At 37.2% G+C, this 21296-nt stretch carries 20 protein-coding genes; 12 read left to right on the forward strand and 8 right to left on the reverse strand.

All coding sequences use genetic code 11. From position 1 onward, the window contains the following. Positions 1-22: 22 nt before the first annotated feature. From DEU39_RS10520 to DEU39_RS10540, 5 genes are all read left to right on the forward strand, one after another. Positions 23-820: a hypothetical protein gene (locus tag DEU39_RS10520; RefSeq protein WP_062674505.1), complete on the forward strand. Its 798-nt coding sequence runs from the start codon at positions 23-25 to the stop codon at positions 818-820. Positions 821-1182: 362 nt separating this feature from the next. Continuing rightward, positions 1183-1575 (forward strand): inner membrane protein YiaA, encoded by a 393-nt coding sequence (gene yiaA, locus DEU39_RS10525; protein WP_034699887.1) that lies wholly within the window; start codon positions 1183-1185, stop codon positions 1573-1575. Between the two features lie 139 nt (positions 1576-1714). Continuing rightward, positions 1715-3037, forward strand: coding sequence for a BspA family leucine-rich repeat surface protein (locus tag DEU39_RS10530; protein ID WP_120231906.1), 1323 nt, complete (start codon positions 1715-1717; stop codon positions 3035-3037). A gap of 21 nt (positions 3038-3058) precedes the next feature. Further along, positions 3059-4618 carry a BspA family leucine-rich repeat surface protein gene (locus tag DEU39_RS10535; protein ID WP_120231907.1) on the forward strand — a complete coding sequence of 520 codons (1560 nt, stop codon included), beginning with the start codon at positions 3059-3061 and terminating at the stop codon, positions 4616-4618. Between the two features lie 15 nt (positions 4619-4633). Next, positions 4634-6193: a BspA family leucine-rich repeat surface protein gene (locus DEU39_RS10540; RefSeq protein ID WP_120231908.1), complete on the forward strand. Its 1560-nt coding sequence runs from the start codon at positions 4634-4636 to the stop codon at positions 6191-6193. A gap of 52 nt (positions 6194-6245) precedes the next feature. Here the strand turns inward: DEU39_RS10540 and purE are convergent, their stop codons facing one another. Continuing rightward, on the reverse strand, positions 6246-6749 hold the full coding sequence (gene purE / locus DEU39_RS10545; protein ID WP_062674497.1) for a 5-(carboxyamino)imidazole ribonucleotide mutase: 504 nt from the start codon (positions 6747-6749) through the stop codon (positions 6246-6248). Between the two features lie 255 nt (positions 6750-7004). Here purE and DEU39_RS10550 point away from each other — a divergent pair, with 255 nt between their 5' ends. The 4 genes from DEU39_RS10550 to DEU39_RS10565 all read left to right on the forward strand — a co-directional run bounded on the left by DEU39_RS10550 (position 7005) and on the right by DEU39_RS10565 (position 11811). Beyond that, the gene (locus DEU39_RS10550; protein WP_120231909.1) at positions 7005-7913 is read left to right on the forward strand and encodes a DMT family transporter; all 909 of its coding nucleotides are present in this window, start codon (positions 7005-7007) and stop codon (positions 7911-7913) included. A gap of 141 nt (positions 7914-8054) precedes the next feature. Further along, positions 8055-8621 (forward strand): hypothetical protein, encoded by a 567-nt coding sequence (locus DEU39_RS10555; protein WP_120231910.1) that lies wholly within the window; start codon positions 8055-8057, stop codon positions 8619-8621. Between the two features lie 6 nt (positions 8622-8627). After that, positions 8628-10751: a cation:proton antiporter gene (locus DEU39_RS10560; protein ID WP_120231911.1), complete on the forward strand. Its 2124-nt coding sequence runs from the start codon at positions 8628-8630 to the stop codon at positions 10749-10751. A 247-nt stretch (positions 10752-10998) separates the two neighbouring features. Beyond that, on the forward strand, positions 10999-11811 hold the full coding sequence (locus tag DEU39_RS10565; RefSeq protein ID WP_120231912.1) for a hypothetical protein: 813 nt from the start codon (positions 10999-11001) through the stop codon (positions 11809-11811). A gap of 225 nt (positions 11812-12036) precedes the next feature. On the opposite strand, the gene DEU39_RS10570 is transcribed toward DEU39_RS10565, so the two are convergent. Next, on the reverse strand, positions 12037-13149 hold the full coding sequence (locus DEU39_RS10570) for a 5-(carboxyamino)imidazole ribonucleotide synthase (protein WP_120231913.1): 1113 nt from the start codon (positions 13147-13149) through the stop codon (positions 12037-12039). Positions 13150-13173: 24 nt separating this feature from the next. Further along, on the reverse strand, positions 13174-13737 hold the full coding sequence (locus tag DEU39_RS10575; protein WP_228432438.1) for a DUF1543 domain-containing protein: 564 nt from the start codon (positions 13735-13737) through the stop codon (positions 13174-13176). Positions 13738-13822: 85 nt separating this feature from the next. Here DEU39_RS10575 and DEU39_RS10580 point away from each other — a divergent pair, with 85 nt between their 5' ends. After that, complete coding sequence (locus tag DEU39_RS10580; protein WP_076597404.1) at positions 13823-14653, forward strand: sulfite exporter TauE/SafE family protein; 831 nt, start codon at positions 13823-13825, stop codon at positions 14651-14653. After that, positions 14653-15036, forward strand: a complete 384-nt coding sequence (locus tag DEU39_RS10585; protein ID WP_120231914.1) for a DUF1634 domain-containing protein — start codon at positions 14653-14655, stop codon at positions 15034-15036. Before DEU39_RS10580 ends, DEU39_RS10585 begins: the two co-directional genes overlap by 1 nt. 3 nt (positions 15037-15039) lie before the next feature. On the opposite strand, the gene DEU39_RS10590 is transcribed toward DEU39_RS10585, so the two are convergent. Next, positions 15040-15417, reverse strand: coding sequence for a VOC family protein (locus tag DEU39_RS10590; protein WP_120231915.1), 378 nt, complete (start codon positions 15415-15417; stop codon positions 15040-15042). 33 nt (positions 15418-15450) lie between these two features. Continuing rightward, positions 15451-15891 (reverse strand): nuclear transport factor 2 family protein, encoded by a 441-nt coding sequence (locus DEU39_RS10595; protein WP_120231916.1) that lies wholly within the window; start codon positions 15889-15891, stop codon positions 15451-15453. Positions 15892-16001: 110 nt separating this feature from the next. On the opposite strand from DEU39_RS10595, the gene DEU39_RS10600 reads away from it, so the two are divergent. Then, entirely contained in the window at positions 16002-17084 is a 1083-nt protein-coding gene (locus DEU39_RS10600) for an endonuclease/exonuclease/phosphatase family protein (RefSeq protein ID WP_120231917.1), read from the forward strand. A 43-nt stretch (positions 17085-17127) separates the two neighbouring features. On the opposite strand, the gene DEU39_RS10605 is transcribed toward DEU39_RS10600, so the two are convergent. From DEU39_RS10605 to DEU39_RS10615, 3 genes are all read right to left on the reverse strand, one after another. After that, a complete protein-coding gene (locus DEU39_RS10605; protein ID WP_120231918.1) occupies positions 17128-18186 on the reverse strand; it encodes a diphosphomevalonate/mevalonate 3,5-bisphosphate decarboxylase family protein in 1059 nt (352 codons plus the stop codon). A 126-nt stretch (positions 18187-18312) separates the two neighbouring features. Beyond that, positions 18313-20079: an AMP-dependent synthetase/ligase gene (locus DEU39_RS10610; protein ID WP_120231919.1), complete on the reverse strand. Its 1767-nt coding sequence runs from the start codon at positions 20077-20079 to the stop codon at positions 18313-18315. Then, positions 20076-21089, reverse strand: coding sequence for an NAD-dependent epimerase/dehydratase family protein (locus DEU39_RS10615; protein WP_120231920.1), 1014 nt, complete (start codon positions 21087-21089; stop codon positions 20076-20078). The genes DEU39_RS10610 and DEU39_RS10615 overlap by 4 nt, the downstream gene beginning before the upstream one ends. Positions 21090-21296 lie beyond the last annotated feature (207 nt).

Genomic DNA, 21296 nt, shown 5'->3' on the forward strand with positions numbered 1-21296 from the left:
ATTTAATAAAACTTTTAAATACATGAAAAACCAATTATTTATCGGGTTGATGAGCTCATTTTTATTCCTCAACTGCAGTAGCAATAATGACGAAAATAATGAACCCAATCCTTCTGATTCTCAAATATTATTAAGTAAAGTCACTACAGTTTATTATACAAGTCCCTCCGGACCGCACACCAGTATTACAAAATTAGATTATAACAGTCAGAAACAATTACTTAAAATTACATCAGAAACTACAACCTCCGTTCTGGAATATGACGGTGCCGGAAAACCTTCAAAAATTACTTACCATAAAGCAGATGGTACCGTAGCTTATTATAAAACGTTTACTTATAATGGTGATCAGCTTACGATGATTAAGAAAATAGATCCAGATACTCACTATAATACAACAATGACGTATACCAATGGTAAAGTTACTGGAACTTCTACTTGTGAGTCTTCCAGTTGTCCCATTCCGTCTACCATGTCATATACTTATAGTGGTGATAATGTTTCGGAAGAAATTTCGGTTAGTGATGGTATCGGCGGTCCACATACTAATAAAAAAGAATTTTCATATGATAATAAGGTAAATCCCTATTCTTTGATGGGCAAATATTTTAGAATGATTATGGGAGGAGCAGAGTTTTTAAGTCAAAATAATTACACCACAGTAAAAATAAGTGGCAAAGATGGCACTGGAAACTGGAGTCAAATTATGAATTTTACCTATCAGATAGAATATAATAGTAATCAACTGCCAACTCAGGTCATGGTAAAACTGGATAATAATGATTATGCAAAATATACTTACGAATATATCACTCAGTAAAACAAGGCTCTCCATTTTGGAGAGTTTTTTTATGAGCTGATTCCCGCTATCCGCTCATACTCCTCGCCCCAACCTACCCCAGCCTCTTACCCACCAACTCTCCCTCTCATGCTCCGGGGTAAACGCTGCTATCGGGGCTGGGAGAAGATGATGAATTATAATTGATAAATGATGAGTGATGAATGATGAATAGATTTATATTATTCAATGGTAACGGGTTATATCCTGAGTTTAGACGAAGGGAGCCTGAAACATACACCTACTTCATCATTCTATCCAGTATTTTTCCCATATTTTCCCTTTGTCAGAGCTCTATTTATAAAAAATGAATATCTTAGCCCTCTTAAACAAAACATTAAACTATGAAAAAACAAAGAGTATCGAATGCATTTGTAGCTGCGTCGTGGGTAGCATTGGGAGCAGGAATGATTGGCTTTATTGTCGGTCTTGCAAGAGCAGAAATGCTGCTGAATGAGAAGGGATATTATTTCACCATCCTTCTTTATGGTTTATTCGCTGTGGTTTCTTTACAGAAAGCAGTACGTGACAGATTAGAAAACATTCAGGTAACAGATATTTATTATGGAATCTGCTGGTTTGCTACATTATCATCCATTGTATTACTGGCCATCGGACTTTGGAATGCCACCATCCTTCCAAGTGAAAAAGGTTTTTATGCCTTTGCCTTTCTACTGGCACTCTTCGGAGCTATTGCAGTTCAGAAAAACACCCGTGATAATATGCTTCAGGAATAAAGTAAACTCTCCAAAACGGAGAGTTTTTTATTTAAATAATTTCATTGAAATTTATAAATTACTACAAACTTTACATTTAAGTTAAAAATATATTAAGTTTTTTGCTATTTTAGCTGTGCTTATTTCACAAACTAATGACATGTACAAAAAACTAATAATTTCTGCTCTGTTTATAGCAGCATTTCAACTTTCAAAAGCACAAAATGAGTTTATAACGATCTGGAAAACGCAAAACTCACAACTCATTAAATTTCCCGGCAGAGGAACCAATTTCAAAGTATATTGGGAAGAAGTAGGATATCCTCAGCATAATGGCACAATGAGTAATGTAACTTCCACGACCGAATTCATAATCAACTTGGGTGTACCTTTTAATCCTGTATCATCTCAAGCAAGTTACAGAATTAAAATCAGTGACGGCACTGGAAGTTTTGATCAGGTAAGATTCTTCGACAATACATTAACTCCCACTTACAATGCTCCAGACCGCTCAAAAATAACCCAGATTGCCCAGTGGGGAAATATAAAATGGAAAAGTTTTGACAATGCTTTTGTATACTGCGACAACATGGATGTTACAGCTACTGATGCACCGGACCTCAGCATGGCCACTAGTATGCGTCAGATGTTTTATTTGTGTATGTCACTCATCGGCAATCCTTCTTTTGATACCTGGAACACCTCTACCATCACAGATATGTATTATATGTTTGGTGACAATTATCTCTTCAACCAGCCACTGGGAAACTGGGATACTTCGAATGTTACGGATATGTCATATATGTTTGACTATACCGGATTCAACCAATCTTTGAGTAAGTGGAACACAGCGAAGGTGACCACCATGAGACATATGTTTCATGATTCTGGAAATTTTAACCAGGACCTTCAAAACTGGAATACCTCCAATGTTACTGATATGAGTGAAATGTTCTCTGGCACTGCTTTTAATCAAAATATCGGAAGATGGAATTTAAGTTCATTAACAACAGCCACCGGAATGTTTCTCAATTCTGCCATGAGCTGTGTGAATTATGATAAAACGCTTTTTGGATGGAGCCAGAGTTCATCAACACCCAGTAATATTAACTTATCCAGTGCTTCGCCATTAATCTATTCTCATGCCGATGCCGTAACTGCCAGAAATTATTTAATTAATTCTAAAGGCTGGATTATATCAGGTGATGCTTACAACGGACTCTGCAACCAGACACTTTCAACGTCTGAAAAGGAGATCAGTAATAAACCTGCTATTTACCCAAATCCTGCAAAGGATGTGATTTATCTTAAAAATATTCAGCATCCGGTAAGTTTTATCATCACCGATATGAGCGGAAGAACTGTCGCCAAAGACAATCTTGAACATGAAAAGATTGCTATCGGACTTTTGACTCCGGGAAATTATATTCTACAAATTTTGACAAAGGATACAATTCATTCACTTCCGTTCATCAAACAATAAACTAATCATAAAACGATAACCATGATTCTAAAGAAAATTCCAACACTCATTTTTCTTTTGTTACTATTTCTGGCAAAGGCACAAAATGAATTTATCACTATCTGGAAGCCGGCCTCTACAGTATTACCAGCTGTAAATGTAGATGCTCCTTATCAGGCAACTACACAGCAAATATGGTTTCCCGGAATTGGTGATAATTATGATATTTACTGGGAGGAAGTAGGCTATCCGCAACACAATGGTTCTCTTCTCGATGTAACTTCCACAAAACAGGTTCTTATAGACTTCGGGACGTCAATCGCAGAAAAAAATGATGCCAAATACAGGGTAAAAGTTACAAATGGAAATGGAACTTTCAGGCAGATAAAATTCGGAACGCCTCAACTATTTCCTGGTCCTGAGCAAGTTTTTCCTATCTGGCAGATCAATGGAAGTTCAGATAAAATATTAGAAATAGAACAGTGGGGTAATATTTCTTGGACCACCATGGAGAGTGCCTTCAGTCTGTGCAGGCTTATGCAGCTTACAGCAACAGATACTCCCAACCTTAATAATGTAGAGGATGCTTCTTTCATGTTTTATGGCACAACCAGCTTTACGGGCGCCAGCTCTATGCAAAACTGGGATACTTCCAAAATTAAGAATTTTAGTTTTATGCTTTCTCTTTTATTTGATGTGAATCCTTCTGCTACATTAATAGAACAGTTCAACTCACCTTATCTGGACAGCTGGAATATGTCTTCAGCCACCAACCTCAGCTATATGTTTGGAAACAGAACAGTTTTTAACCAGACTCTCAATAGCTGGGATGTCTCAAAGGTGACCGATATGAGCTGGATGTTTGGCCAGTGCTTAAGTTTCAATCAGCGACTGGATAACTGGGATACTTCAAGCCTTGAGGACATGCATTTTATGTTTCATATGATTCCTGTTTTCAATCAGCCATTAAACTGGAATACTTCCAAAGTGACCAATATGGCGCATATATTTCATGGCTGTACAACCTTTAATCAGCCTTTAGACCATTGGGATATGACAAAAGTGACCAGAATAGACCAGATCCTTAATTTTGCTTCAGGTTTCAATCAGTCATTAGGAAACTGGAACTTAGTTTCTCTTAACAATGGTAATGCTGCTTTAACAATGTCTGGTCTTAACTGTGAAAATTACAGCAAAACCCTTATGGGATGGGCAGACAATCCCAATACAGCCAACAATGTTTCATTAGGTTCTGTACAAGGATTAAAATATGCGTCCAACGTATCAGACAAAAGGGATATTCTCGTCAATAAAGGCTGGTCAATAGTAGGTGATGTGGTGGGAAGCTGTTTACTATCTTCATCGGATATAAAGCTAAATAAAAAAACTCTGCTTTACCCTAATCCTGCTGTAGATGATATTCATATTGAAGGATTAAGTGATATAAAAAATTACAAGATTTATGATGCGAGCGGAAGACTGGTAAAGGAAGGAAATCCCAATAATGATATCATCAATGTAAGTTCCTTACCTAAAGGGAATTATATGATACAACTGATCATGAAAGAAAAAACAATTTCTTCAAAATTCATTAAGAAATAACTATAAAACCTCAATATGGTATTGAAAAAATTTTCGACAGGACTTTTTATTTTCCTGTTGTGTATAGTAAAAGCCCAGAATGAGTTTATCACGATCTGGAAGCCTGCTTCTACGGTAATACAGCCTGTCACTGTAAGTGCTCCCTACCAGGCAAGTTCTCAGCAAATATGGTTTCCCGGAATTGGTGAAAACTATGATATTTATTGGGAAGAGGTAGATTATCCCCAGCACAACGGTTCCCTTACCAATATAACCTCTACAAAACAGGTTCTTATTGATTTTGGTACATCAATCGCAGAAAAGAATGATGCAAAATATAGGGTAAAAGTGATTAACGGGAATGGAGTTTTTCAACACATAAAATTTGGAGATGTACAAGAGGTTCAGCTTCAGGATCAGATTTTCCCGGTGTGGCAGATCAACGGAAGTGCAGATAAGATACTGGAAATAGAACAATGGGGAAATATTGCATGGACAACGATGAACAGTGCTTTCAGCCAATGTAAACTTGTTCAGCTTACTGCTACAGATATCCCAAATCTTAGTAATGTTGAAGATGCTTCTTATATGTTTTATGGCGCAAAAACCTTTACAGGTGCAAGCTCCATGCAAAACTGGAATACTTCTAAGATTAAGAATTTCAGATTTATGTTTGCGATTATCTTTGACAGTATCAATAACTCACTTCCTGATCAGTTCAACCCTCCTTATTTTAATAGCTGGAATATGTCGTCAGCAACTGATCTCAGTTTTATGTTTGGAGGAAGGGGAATCTTTAATCAGACCTTAAACAACTGGAACGTTTCTAATGTCACTGATATGAAATGGATGTTTGCTCTTTGTCCAAACTATAATCAGCCTATGGATAACTGGGATACCTCAAGCCTTGAAGACATCCGTTTTATGTTCCATTTTGATTCCAGTTTCAATCAATCCTTAAATAATTGGAATACGTCTAAAATTACCAATATGGCCCATGCTATTCATGGCTGCACGGCCTATAGTCATTCCCTGGAAAACTGGGATATGACCAAGGTTACCAGAATAGACCAGATTCTTAAGGAAACGCCCAATTTTAATCATTCCCTTGCAAGCTGGAATCTTGCCAGCGTTAATAACGGAGCCCAGGCTTTGATGCAGACAGGAATAGATTGTGAAAATTTCAGTAAAACACTTGCAGCATGGGCAGATAATCCTGATACTGCCAATAATGTTGATTTAGATATTGTAACCCCTTTGACTTATGCTTCCAATGCCGCAGATAAAAGAAATATTCTCATCAGCAAAGGATGGACGATGTCGGGTGATACGGTAGGAAACTGTTTACTGTCCTCATCAGAAGTCAGGCTGAATAAAAAAATTTCACTATATCCCAATCCCGCTGTGGATGATATTCATATTGAAGGACTAAGTGACATTAAAAAGTACAGAATTTTTGATGCAAGTGGAAGGCTTGTACGGGAAGGAAATCCTAATAAAGAAATGATCAATGTAGGATCATTACCGAAAGGAAATTATATTTTACAGCTCATTTTGAAAGATCAGATCATCTCTTCAAAATTCATTAAAAAATAAAGTAAAAAGCCTCGCTGAAAAGTGAGGCTTTTATTTTGAGTTGAAAAATAATCTATTGGTCAAAATGATTAGGATGCTGGGCTTTGATATCATCTACCGTTCCCAGTACTTTATCTTTTAAAGAATCCTGATATTTCTGAAGTTTTGCAGCGACTTCTTCATTACCGCTTCCTAAAATTTTTGCAGCTAAAATCCCGGCATTCAAAGCTCCGTTCAAAGCTACGGTAGCTACCGGAATCCCACCGGGCATCTGAAGGATAGATAAAACAGAATCCCATCCGTCTATAGAATTACTGGACAAAATAGGAACCCCGATTACCGGAAGTGTAGTACAACTCGCCACCATCCCCGGAAGATGTGCTGCTCCACCTGCTCCGGCTACAATGACCTTCAGCCCTCTTTCCTTAGCAGTTTTTGCATAATCGAACATTCTTTCCGGTGTTCTGTGCGCTGAAACTACTGTCAATTCATAAGGGATATCAAGGCTTTTAAGAAAATTTGCAGCCTGTTCCATAATCGGCAGATCACTCTGACTGCCCATAATAATTCCTACCATCTTCAATTTTATTAGATGTTCAAAGATAAAAAATAAAAATGTAAAGAGGAAAGAGTACAAAAAATCCGGGACACGATTTATGATTATAATTCCTAAAATAATTTAATCTTTCAATAGATCTTCCATTTAAAATGTAAAGAATTAATAAAGTTATTTTTGGCTCAGATTTTTCATCTGTACTCCTATAAATTACAGGATCTGTATCCATAACAATTCCTGGGAAAATAGATATATTTGTTGTTACACCACATTAAATTGAAAGATTATAAACTTACACTGGCTGTATGTACCGTTGCTATTGTCTGGGGTACTACGTTTTTATCGATAAGGGTTGCGGTAGAAACAATACCCGCCTGGTTTGTCGCAGGAATACGTCAATTTCTTGCAGCGATTATCATGTTCCTTATTCTTACCTATAGAAAAGAATTCAAATGGATAGGCTGGAGAAGTCTGAAGTATCAGTTGATCTTCTCTTTATTAATGCTTGTGATTGCAAACGGAATGACTACAGTAGCGGAAGAGGAAGTTACCAGCAGCCTTACTTCACTGATAAGTGCCTGCTCTCCTATCCTGGTGTTTTTCGGAAGTATGGCTTTAGGCCTGCAGAAATTCAGCTGGCGGGCTTTTACAGGAGTTGTTCTGTGTTTCAGCGGCATCCTTTTTATTTTCTGGGACGGCATTAATGATCTGAAAAACCCGGATTATGCGCTGGGAATATTATTTTTATTCATTGCCATTGCGGGATGGGCTTCAGGAACTATTTTCACCAAAAAACTGAACATTCAAAGCGGAAATATCTCACTTAATCTATTTTATCAGTTTGCCTTTGCAGGAATTATCCAGATAATTTTTGCCTTCCTTTTTTCAGAAAACTACAACTTCGGAAACTGGAGTCTGAAAAGTATTTCTGCGATGCTTTATTTATCCTGTTTTGGCTCTGTAGCGGCATTTTTTGCTTTTCATTATGCATTGACCAAAGTTTCTCCGGTTCAGGTATCCATCCTGGCCTATATTAATACGGTAATTTCCATTTTTTTAAGCTGGCTGATTCTTGATGAAAAAATTTCTGCCAAATTCATCATCGCTGCCATACTTATTATTGTTGGGGTCTTTGTGATCAATTACAATCCGGCCATGTTTAAAAAACAAAGAATCGAGTCGTAAATCAGAAAATAATATTCATTATTTCAACCCTAGATCCCGCTGTTTTTTAATGTATTAAATAGAATTAAAAGCAGATCCGTTATATGGGGATTTTCTATTTCCTTCATTTTTTCTTATATTGTATACTCCAACCGATACAATATGCTGAAAAACACATTTTTTTTATTGCTGGCTGCCTCTTTTCTATTGGTAAGCTGTGATTACAAAGAGAAGGAAAAGAACCTGACAGACAGGGAAAAACAACTTTTAGACAAAGAGAAATTATTCGCGAAGAAAGAATCCGAATATCAGTCACTTCTGAAAATGAGAGACAGTATTTTTTCCAAAAAAGATTCTGTAGTAATTGCTGCTGTATGGCCTACGGAAATTTCCGGCCCATGGAATGGTAAAGTAATCTGTACAGAATCCAACTGCAGTGAATATGCTGTAGGCGACCAGCGTACTGACATCTGGGAATTCGATAATGATTCTACCCAGCCCATTACCAAAATCATCAATAACAATAATCTGGTAAGGCTGTATACAGGCAAGTTTGAAAACAATGAGATCAGACTGTCTTTCAAAACCGATTCTACAGCCAAAAAGAATGTAGAAATGAACGTTCTTCTTAATGATATTTCAGACAACAAGATCAAAGGAACCAGAACCATTACTTCTGATGGCTGTACCGCCAAGTTCTCTGTTGAATTAGTACGTTCCACAAAATAAACACATATGATTTTACTGAGTATACACAACCTGAGTCTTCCCATAGAAGATCCGGTACTGAAATTTCTGTTGGTACTGGTCATCATCCTTGCAGCACCATTGCTGCTTAATAAAATTAAAGTTCCCCACCTTTTGGGACTTATTATTGCCGGAGCGATTATTGGCCCGAACGGATTCAATGTATTGTCCAGAGACAGCAGTATTGTAGTAACCGGAACCACCGGACTTCTTTACATTATGTTTCTGGCCGGGCTTGAGATTGATATGGGCGACTTTAAAAAGAACAAATGGAAAAGTCTCACCTTTGGTATCTATACCTTTACAGTTCCTTTTGTATTAGGATATCTGGGTGGATATTACCTTCTTCACTTTTCAATGCTGACTTCCATTCTGTTTGCCAGTCTTTTTTCATCTCACACGCTTATCGCTTATCCATTGGTTAGTAAGTTGGGAATTGCAAAAAATAAAGCAGTTAATATCACCGTTGGAGGTACCATGATCACAGATATTCTTGCCTTATTGGTACTTGCAGTGATTGTGGGAATGTCTCAGGGCGACGTGGGAACAGAATTCTGGGTTAAATTATCGGTCTCTTTTGTCGTTTTTGCCCTCATTGTACTTATTGTATTCCCTATTATAGGCCGTTGGTTTTTCAAAAGAGTGGATGATAAAATTTCGCAGTATATTTTTGTACTGGTTATGATTTATCTGGCTGCTATGCTGGCTGAACTGGCTGGTGTAGAAGCTATCATCGGAGCATTCTTTGCCGGACTGGCGTTAAACAGACTTATCCCTCACACTTCTTCTCTGATGAACAGAGTTGAGTTTGTAGGAAATGCCATATTTATCCCGTTCTTTTTGATCAGTGTCGGAATGCTGATTGATTTTAAAGTTTTCTTCAAAAGCTGGGAAACACTTGAAGTTGCCGCAATTATGCTGGTTGCCTCTATCGGAGGAAAATATCTTTCTGCGGTGGCCACTCAAAAAACATTCAGACTAACCAAAGAGGAAGGAAAACTGATCTTCGGATTAAGTTCTGCTTCTGCAGCAGCAACACTGGCTTCCGTAATGGTAGGATATAACATCATCCTTTCTGAAACCGAAACCGGAGAACCTGTAAGATTATTAAACGAACACGTACTGAACGGAAGTATTCTCCTTATCCTGATTTCCTGTACCATTTCTTCTTTTATTTCCATGGCGAGCGCTCAGAAAATTGCAGAGAGTGATAATGAAGATACCGTTTCCGGAAACACCCATGAGGAAGAAAATATTCTCTTAGCCATCAACCATGAGGCAACCGTTGAGAGAATGGTCAACTTAGGAATTCTGATCAAAGCACATTCCAATACAGAAGATCTTTTTGCTTTGAATGTCATCAACGAAGACAAAAATGAATCTTCGGTAAAGAATGCGGAGAAACTTCTTCACCAGGCAGCAGATGCAGCCGCAGCGGCAGATGTAAAATTGCAGGCTTTAAAAAGATATGACAATGATGTCATCAACGGGGTCAATAATGTGATTAAAGAACAGAAAATTACAGATCTTATCATCGGATTGGAAGACGAAAAAGGATTCTCCCCTTCTTTTGTATATAATCTTTATAACGGTTATCTTCAGAATGATGATGTGAATGTACTGGTTTACCATGCTGCACAACCGCTTTCCACCATTAAGAAATATGCGGTGATGATTCCCGAGAATGCTCATCAGGAAGCGGGATTCTTCCATGCATTGCTGAGGGTATGGAACATTGCCAGAAATTCCGGAGCTACAGTTGTTTTTTATGCTCCTGAAAACATTATTGACATTCTTCAGAAAATCATTAAAAAAGCCAATATAGAAGCTGAATTCATTATCATGAGCACATGGCAGGACGGAGAAAGAACCGCAGCCCAGCTGAAGGATGATGAAGCATTAATTATTCTGATGGCAAAACGCGGCATGAAATCTTACATTCCAAGAATGAGACTGATCCCTGAACTTCTGAACAGAAATCTGAAAGACAATAATTACCTTCTGATTTTCCCTTTCTCAGAGTATGACAAAAACAGCCCTGAAATACGTTCTGTAGGAAATCACGGGGATTTTGTGGAGATTGGAAATGTGATTCAGAAGATATTTAAATAAAAAGGCTGGAAGAAGGAAGAAGGGTGCGGGAAGTTTCTTCTGTGCGAATAATTAATTTTTCTTTATGATTAAACAATTAAATCTTCAATAGCTTCCGAGCTTTAGCCCGATGTGAACCATAGGAAAAAATTAGCTTTACCGAAACCTAAAATTAAGTTTCGGCTAAAGCCAATTGAGATGATAATTATTTTTAAACGGGCTAAAGCCCGTTCCTATTGAATTTTGTATTTTCGCAAAAAAATAACCTATGAAACAAATTATCGGATTTCTCTTCTTTTTCGTGTCCATCATTCTTTCTGCACAAAACCTTACTCTTTCGGATAAAGAACTGAAACAAAAACTGGATTCTATCAAAACTGAAGGAAATCTACTCTATTCTTACGAAAATGCGTCATGGCATGCAGGAGATCTTGTAGGCAGCAATAAAAGACTTGCTGAAAATACAGGAAGCTATATCACGTACCAGAAAAACGATACCATCAAAACCTCCTTTCTTAATAAAGCAGGTAATATGATTATTGCAGAACTGTCTTTCAAAAATAACCAGACAAAACCTGTCAAAGAAAATTTTAAAGAAAGGGGACTTAATGAAACTGAAAGTATTTTAAAAAATATCCGTTCTGCAATTATTCCACAGTTATCCGATCCAAAGTATTCGGTAACGGTACCACAGGGATATAGTCTTAATATGATTATTATTCCGTTTAATGAAAACTATAAGGTGTATTTGATACCTGGTACTGTCCAGTCTGGTATAATTCCTTTCGGAAATGATTATCTTTTTGTTTCGGATAAAAAAGGGAATATTATTTCCCATAAAAAATTTCACTCAAGACTTATTCCAACCTCTACAGCCTTGGAAAATGGAGGAACGGTAACTATGTCTACCCACAGCCATTTAGTAACCAATCCTTTTATTTCTGCAACGGACATTTGTACGTTTAAACTCTATGCACCGCTTACAAAGCTGGAAGAATTTTCTGTTTTATCAACCGCTTTAGGAAGTTATATTAAATACAATTATAAAAAGGATAATATTGAGGTGGTTAAAAATCCTTAATCATGAAAGCATTACATTATCAATAGGATCGGGCTTTAGCCCGATGTGAACAATCAAAATAAAATTGGCTTTAGCCGAAACCTAAAATTAAGCTTCGGCTAAAGCCAATTGAGATGATAATTATTTTTAAACGGGCTAAAGCCCGTTTCTATTGAATAATCTTATAAATAAAAGGGAGCTGTTTTTAAAGTTAAAACAGCTCCCTTTTATTTATCTTAAATGATATTACTCAGCAATTACTCTTACCATTCCTTTTACCTGTACAAGCTTTTCCATAAGCTCTTCTCTGGAATCTGCAAGAACGTTGATATGTCCCATTTTTCTTCCCGGCTTGGTTTCAGTTTTTCCGTATAAGTGGATGTATGTTTCGGGAAGCTTAAGAACATCTTCCATTCCTTCATAGACTACTTTTCCGGAATATCCTTCTGCTCCTACAAGATTCAGCATTCCGCTGTAAGTGATGGCGTCAGTATCCGCTAATGGTAAATTTTTAACCACGCGGTACATTTGCTCAAATTGGGAATTAGTATTTCCTTCCTGACTCTGATGTCCTGAATTGTGAAGCCTTGGAGCAGTCTCATTTACCCATACTTTTCCTTCTTTATCAAGGAATAATTCGATGGCAAACAACCCCGGAGAGTTCACTGCAGCCAGAAATTTTTCAGTAATGGAATCAATCTGGTTCTGAACATCTTCCGTCAGCAGAACCGGACATACATTGAAATCCAATAGATTCAGTTTTGGATCGGCAACCATTTCCGTTACCGGGAAAATATTGGTTTCTCCTTTTTCGTTTCTTGCTACAATGACAGAAAGTTCTTTTTCAATATCAACAAGACTTTCAATGACAGAAGGTTCAGTCCATAGTTGCTGATAGTCTTCTTCCGTTTTGATCACCTGTACTCCTTTTCCATCATAACCTCCGGTATTCATCTTCTGAACAAACGGCAATGGCATGATGATTTTCTCATCACTGTTCCATACCACCTGAAATTCCGGGCTTGGAATATCATGAGCTTTATAAAATTCTTTCTGAAGGATTTTTTGCTGAATTGTTTTGATGATATTGGCAATAGGAACCACTTTTATTCCCTGCTTTTCAAGTTCTGCCAGTGCATCAGCATTTACGTGTTCTATTTCAATGGTTACAACATCTTTATCTTTTCCGAAATTCAAAACTGTTTCATAGTCATTGAAATTTCCCTGTGTAAAATACGAGATATTATGACATGGTGCATCAGAGGCCGGATCCAGAGTATAAAACTCATCATCATACTTCAGTGCACTTTGTATCAACATTCTTCCCAGCTGTCCGCCTCCCAGAATTCCTATTTTCATTTTTTATTTTTATTAGATTTACTCTTATTGAATTTTATCAATTTTTAAATAGCCTAACCCCATTGGGTTCTCCTGATTTTCTTCATCAGACTTTTGAAGAATGATAGCATATTTTTCTTTCATATACGCAGGAAGAATATCGCTCACATTGAAAATATCATCAATATCCACTCCATGCTTATCATCAATATGGCTTACAGCACCTTCAAATCCCATGGTCTGATAGAATTCGGTAGCTTTTGCTCTTTTCACAATCTCTCCCATAGACTGTCCTACCATTAAGTGCTGCTCATGAAATTCTTCAAAGAAACCTGGCTTATAACCTCCCAGATTCAGAAAAAACAACTGGTTTTCTGATGTCTTCTCTCCCTTTTCTACAATTTTCACCTTGTAACCGTCTGCAAATTTCACTTCCTGGTAACAATCCAGGTGAATTTTTCCTTCTGCTTCCTTCCAAAATTCTTTCATATCAGGAATCAGATCTTTCAGATTCTCCGCAATTCCGAAGAAAACATCGTGCTGCTCTATATTTCTGCCTTTGGGTGTTGCCCCGAGGATGACATAAAATAATTTCAATTCATTTTTCATGCATACAAAAATACGTTAAATTTATCTTTTTCAAATGTTTGGCAGACTACTACAATAATTTTATATTTGTAACATTATTTGTAGTATGTCAGAAATCATCATACTCTTCCTTGGCGCAATTTCCGCGGGTCTTTTAGGTTCACTTACGGGTTTAGGAGGGGGAGTTATCATCATTCCTTTATTAACGCTCGGTTTTGGCGTTCCAATGCATTATGCTATCGGTGCTTCACTCATCTCTGTGATCGGAACCTCTTCCGGTGCGGCTGTAGCTTTCGTAAAAGAAGGTTTTACCAATATGAGAATCGGGATGTTTCTCGAAATAGCAACCACCGCAGGCGCTATTATTGGAGCCCTTGTTTCAGGAATGCTTAACCCAAATACAATTGGAATTATTTTCGCAAGTATCCTTCTTTTAACCGTTATTTTAAATCTTAAAGGGAAACCTGATCACCAGGAACCTTTGGTAAAAGGAAGTCTGGAGGAAAAGTTGAAACTGTACGGAACATTTCCCGATAAAGGAGTATTGAAAAGCTATTCTGCAAGAAATACAGTTCCCGGATTTTTGATGATGATGTTTGCAGGGGCCATGTCAGGGCTTTTAGGAATAGGTTCCGGTGCTTTAAAAGTATTGGCGATGGACAATATGATGAAGCTTCCTTTCAAAGTATCTACCACTACCAGTAATTTCATGATCGGAGTAACGGCAGTAGCCAGTGCCCTGATCTATTTCCAGAGAGGTGAAATTATTCCTGTGATTGTAGCTCCTGTACTGATCGGAGTTGTGATCGGAAGTTTTATCGGTTCAAAAACGCTGATGGTATCGAAGACCAAAAAATTAAAAGTATTTTTTGCCATTGTGATTACCATTCTTTCCATTTATATGATGTATAACGGTATCAACAAAAGTTTCAGATAATGAAAAAGAATTTTACAGATGTAGATCTGAACCGTTCGGTAGGAAATCTTCTGAGACTGGGTGTTATTCTGTCTGTGGCTACATCATTGATCGGTTTTATCAAGTTATTTTTTGAAGGCTTTAAAATGCCCGAAAAATATACCAGCCTTGTAGTAGGTACTTCTTCTGAAAAGGTCTGGGGACATTTCTGGAACTCTCTATGTAAAGGAGAAGGTACAGCTATTATTCAGCTGGGTATTCTTTTGCTGATCTTCACTCCTCTGATGAGAATCGTTTTCGCTTTAATAGGTTATTTAAAAGAAAAAGACTACATATATGTAGTCATTTCTTCTATTGTTTTAGCCATTATGGCGGTGAGTTTCTTTGCAGGTTACGCGCACTAATTTTTACATTTCATAAAACTCTAACGGCAGCTGGTCGGGATCCTGGGTAAAGAAAAATTCTTTTCCTGTGAATTCGTCTATGCGAATTTCTTCACAGTTTAATCCTTTTCTGATCAGTTCATTCCTCTTTTCCATAACATTTTCTACCGAGAAAGCGAGATGCCTTAAACCACATGCTTCGGGACGTGACGGACGTTGGGGAGGATCGGGAAAGGAAAAAAGTTCGATCACATAATGATCTCCTATGGCAAGATCAAGTTTATAAGACTGTCTTTCTTCGCGGTATACTTCACGGATGATATTCAGATCTAAAATTTCCGTATAAAACTTCTTTGAAACGGCATAATCTGAACAGATGATGGCAATATGGTGAATCTTCATTTTTATTTTAACCTGATTTTCAATTGAACTTTATTATTGTATTTCTTTACAGTTATCCTTTCTTCTCGTATCAATAATATACTGAATCTTCCATTCATTATTCTGTTTTACCAGCTGAAAACTGTTAGCCCCGCAGTGTGATAATTTTCCTTTTAAATAAAAAGAATAAGGGGTAAAAACAGTTGCCAGATTGCCATCTGTATGAATAGCTTCCACTATAATTCTTTCATCCAGATCTCCTTTTGTAAATTTGGAAACCGAAGCAATGAAATCCGAAATACTATCACTTTTCACAGTACCGTCCTTGGTGATGGTTTGAAGTACTGCACTCTCTGCAAAAGCGGATTTTACCAACTCAGGATCTGCATTTTTCATACCAAGAAACAGGTTTCGGATAGGTTTTTCAATATCTGTATTCTGCTGGCCTAAGCATGAAATACTGATCAGAACAAGAAATGCCATTATTTTATTCATAGTATAGATTTAGATAATTAAAAATAGATAAAATAAAATTTAAATTGATTAATAAATTTTAAAATTCATTTTCCTTAAATTGTGGTCAAAATTATTTCAGAGCTTTTTATATGTGGATTATTTACCTGACTCTGGCCATAGTTCTTCTGGTCATGACAATACTGCCAAAAATACAGCATTCTCACTGGATATTTAGGGTTCCTGAATTTGCCAAAATACAGGTTACCTACCTTATATTCTTTACTTTTTTATTAGGCTTTTTCACAGACTCTACAGAATATTTCTGGTATTATCAGGGGCTTCTGCTGGTTATGTTTATTCATCACGGTCAAACACTCATCAGATACACCCATTTCTATCCTGTAAAAAAACACAGACAGCGTCACAGATCTTCTGATAAACTACATTTTATTTCTGCCAATGTATATCAGTTTAATAAAGAGTATGAGAAATTCATAGGGCTTGTTAAAAAACATAACCCTGATTTTTTCATGACGATGGAAAGCAACAGTGACTGGGAGAAAGCAATGAGACCTCTGGAAAAAGAATATTCCTACCAACACAAAGTAACTCTTGAAAATACCTATGGAATGCATTTTTATTCAAGAGTTGAGATTAAAGAAGCGAAAACCCATTATTTTGTAGCTGATGATATTCCGAGCATAGAGATCCATATGAAAACTGCTGATGGCTTTTCTTTTGTTTTCTTTGGAGTTCATCCGCCGCCGCCAAGTCCTACGGAAGAAGAAACATCAAAGGAAAGAGATGGCGATCTTTTGAGTACTGCCAAGCGTGTAAAAGACATCCAAAAACCGGTTATCGTGGTGGGAGACTTCAATAATGTGGCCTGGTCACGGTCATCTGTTCTTTTTAGAAAAACAAGTCATCTGATAGATCCGAGAATCGGATACTCTTTCGTTTCTACCTTTCATGCGAAATACCGTCTTTTAAGGTTTCCTATCGATCTGATGTTTCACAGTGAAGATATTTTTATTAAACAGCTGAAGACCTTGGAAAATTTTGGTTCAGACCACCTTCCGGTATACTGCGAGTTTTTCATAGATCATCACAACGATGAACAGGAAGAACTGATAGAGACAGCAACTGCTGAAGAGAAAGCTGAGGCTGAAATCATGATAGAGGAAGGAAAGAAAGAAGATGGAGAACGCGAAGCTGTTGTTACTGAAGATTAATAAAAAAAGTGGGCTTTAGCCCACTCCTATTGATTTTTTAAATTTAAAATTTCATCACATCTTTCACTACTCCATTTTTCTGAGTATGTTGTAATAATTCAGCTTCAATAAAGGTTTTGATCTGTTCTTCAGATCCGTTATTCGGGAAGAGAAGGTGAACATTCGCTCCGGCATCCAGTGTAAAGAATAATGGAAGTCCTGTTTCTCTTCTGAAATCCCAGATTTTGTTGATGACTTCCAAAGTTCCTGTTTTCATCAGGATAAAAGCAGGATCACTCATCATCATCATGGCATGCAGGGTAAGTGCTTCGTGTTCTACCAATTTGATAAAGCTTTCCATATGTCCGTTTTTCAGGATCTCTTTCATGGGAACAAAGTTTTCCCTTGCTTCCTGAAATCTTCTTTCTGCATAAGGATTTGTCTTCATCAGGCCGTGTCCTACTGTTGAAGAAACACTTTTCTGCCCTTCATGGATTAACAGAACCCAATCATTAAAATTTTTGAATACTTCATGAATTTCAGCATCGGGATACTGTACTCCGAACAAATCTGAACTTCCTTTTACCTCATCGGTTTCACCCCACACGACAAGTCCGTTATACAAGCTCCGGCATGCGCTTCCACTTCCTAATCTTGCTAAAAATGAAGCTTTTCTCAAAGATTCTTCTTCAGAAGTTTTTCCTTTAAATGAAGCATCCAATGCCATCAGACATTTTGCAATGGCTCCAAATCCTGAAGCAGAACTTGCAATCCCGGAACTATGCGGAAATGTATTCTCCGTTCTGATGATATATTTTCCTTTCAGAATCCATGGAAGATACTGTTCTATATTTCTGAAATATTTTTCAATTTTTTCGGCAAACTTCACTTCTTCATTTCCAGCCAGAAAAGTTTGTACTGAAAAAGGCTCATTCGCAGTAAATTCCATTGAAGTATTGGTCTTACAATGGTTTAACGTGTAGCTGATGCTTGGGTTAGCAGGAATCTGATCAGCATATTTTCCCCAGTATTTAATCAGGGCAATATTAGACGGGCAGCTTTCTGAAACCGTTTGGGTATGAATGGTGAAATTTTCTTTTCCTATAAAATCCTGTGTTGTCATAGTTTACTTTAAGTCGTTATTTTGAATCACCCCAACAAAAATTCTTTGAATTTTTGCCACCCCTCCAAAAGAGGGGAATTTTCACGTCTTCAGTTGTAATTGATGTGAAAAAGGAGATTAAAATTTTTAATACATCTTCTCTATAATATCCGCATATTTTTTGATCACCACATTTCTTTTGACTTTCAGAGTGGGAGTAATTTCTCCTGTGTTGATGTCAAATTCAGCCGGCATTAGCGTGAATTTCTTCACTTTTTCATAATCTGCCAGGTGGCTCTGTAATTCTTTGATTTTTTCTTTGTAAAGATCGATTACTTTCTCATTTTTTACAGCATCTTCCCATTTGGTAAAAGGAATATTATTTTTCTTAATATAATCCTGTAAGAATTCGAAATTAGGAACAATCAGTGCTGAAACAAACTGTCTTCCTTCCGCAATCAGCATGATCTGCTGGATAAAATTATTGTTGGTCAGAAGGTTTTCTATCTGTTGCGGAGCGATGTATTTTCCGTTGGAAGTTTTCATCAGGTCTTTAATTCTGTCTGTGATGATCAGGTTTCCTTTCTCATCAAACTTTCCGGCATCACCAGTTTTGAACCATCCGTCTTCTGTGAATACTTTCTGAGTTTCTTCAGGTTTCTTGTAGTATCCTTTCATGATTCCGTTTCCTCTGGCCTGGATCTCATCATTTTCACCGATACGCATTTCTACTCCAGGAAGAGGCTTTCCACTGGTTCCATGCTCAAAGTGAGTTAAAGGGAAAAGGGTCAATGTTGCAGTAGTTTCCGTTAATCCGTATCCAACAGTTACGTGAATGCCCACCGATTCAAAGAAACGGGTAACTTCGGGTGATAATGAAGCTCCACCGCAAGGTAAAAACCAAAGTCTGCCACCCATTTTATTTTTAATTTTACTGAAAACCAGCATATCAGCTACAGATTCTTTGAATTTTAATCCAAAAGGAACCGGTCTTTCATTTCTTCTTAATTCTGCGGTCTCCCATCCGGTTTTAAGCGCCCAGTCAAAGATTTTCTTTTTCAGAGCTGAACCTTCTTCCGCTTTTTCAAGAACTCCGGCATATACTTTCTGGAAAAATCTTGGCACGGCACACATGGCGGTAGGTTTTACTTCTTCCAGTGCTTTGGCAACATTTTTCGGATCTTCAAGGAAATACACACGGGCACCACCGTATAAACAAAGTAAGCTCCAGCTTCTCTCAAAAACATGGCTTAAGGGTAAGAATGCCAGTGAAAGTTCTTCTTCAAAGTTTTTAAACTTAAAAAATTCAAAATGAGAATCGAATGCCTTGATAAAATTTCCATGGGTAAGCATTACTCCTTTTGGGATTCCGGTAGTTCCGGAAGTATAGATCAATGTGGCCGTATCATCATTTTCTTTCTTACAGATCTCCAGCTCCGGCGAGGCTTTTGCGATAAAATCTTCAAGATAAAAACTATTGAACTCTTTCTTGATCCACACTGATTTTTTAGAAACAATAATGGTTTCAAGATTGTTTTCTTCTTTATGTAAAAACTCAAGGCAGGCATCGTACTGCATCTGGTTTCCTACCAAAACGGCTTTAGCACCGGAATCGCTGATGATATGTTCTGCCTGTTCAGCATTATTCGTGGAATAAACAGGTACTGTGACAGCACCGATAGCCAGAGAAGCCAAATCCATAATCATCCATTCTGATGAATTGTCTGAATAAATCGCCACTCTGTCATTCTCCTGAACACCGGATTCTTTTAAAGCATTGGCTGTTTTAAAAATAATTTCACTGAATTTTTTCCAGCTCAGCTCTTTCCAGGCATCTTTCTTTTTAAATCCGATGGCCGCTTTTATAGGATGTTTTTCTACATTTTTAAGGATAATTGCCTCTGCAAGATTCATTTCTTCAGCTTTTTGTCGTTAATATAATTATTCAGGTGAAAGTCTATACTTTCTTTTACAGGAATAAACTGATAGTTCAGTTTTTCTTTGACTTTGTGATTGGAAATGGTGTTGAATGAAGAGATGGCCTCAATATTTGATTTGGTCACCATCCTTAGTTTGGGAATCAGCCATCCGAAAAGGGTGTTGGCTATTCTTCCTATATTTAGCTGGGTTTGGGTAAGAATTTTTGCTTCTTTAAGCCCCAGACGTGATCTTACCTGTTTGGCAAGTTCAGCATATCTGTTGTTTTCAGCGACAATAATAAAACGTTCTCCGAAAAGGTTATTTTCCATTAATCCTATAGCCGTATTGGCTACGTCCCTTACGTCAACATACGCAGAACCTCCTGAAAAGGTAAAGCTATTGTCTTCAAAGGTTGAGAAAAGCTCACCGCTGCTTTGGTTCCAGTTTCCGCTTCCTACGATCATGCCGGGATTAATGATCACCACATTCAGTCCTTCTGCTGACGCTCTCCATGCCTCCATTTCGGATAAATGCTTAGAGATGGCGTAGGCAGAATGTTCCAATTTTGGATTAAAGTCAGAATCTTCATCCAGTTCTCCTTTTTCATTAAAATTATCAAGAACGGCAACAGAACTTACGTGGAGAAATTTTTTAACGTCGGATCCTTCACAGGCAAACAATAGATTTTCTGTACCCTTGATATTAGTATGGTACATTTCTTTTTCATCTTTCGGATGAAAACTTACTTTGGCAGCACAGTGATACACCTCATCTACGCCTTGCAGTGCAGTTTTTAAAGAATCGAGATCATCAAAATCTACGTTTACCCATTCAATTTTATTGAAAAAATCGTCAGGATTCTCCGTATAAAAGCTGTATGAATGCTTTACTTCGTTTAAATTGCTGCCCGGCCTTTTAGAAGCACGTACACTTTTCCCTCTTTTAAGAAGTTCCAGTACAATTATTCTTCCCAGAATTCCGGTAGCACCCGTTACAAAAATCATTAATTATTTTACTTGATTGCTGACTAAAATATAACAATATTTTCTATCCGGCAATGCTTCCGGATCGGTAAAAATTATTTGGAAAAACCGTTTTTGCAAATTTGCGATTTTTAAAGCATAATTCAACTTAATTTAACCAATATTATCATTCTGAATACAACAAACTGAAAAATTATAACTCTATTAGATTATCCAACATAAAAGTCC

The sequence above is a fragment of the Chryseobacterium sp. AG363 genome, assembly GCF_003610675.1.
Taxonomy (GTDB): Bacteria; Bacteroidota; Bacteroidia; order Flavobacteriales; family Weeksellaceae; genus Chryseobacterium; species Chryseobacterium cucumeris.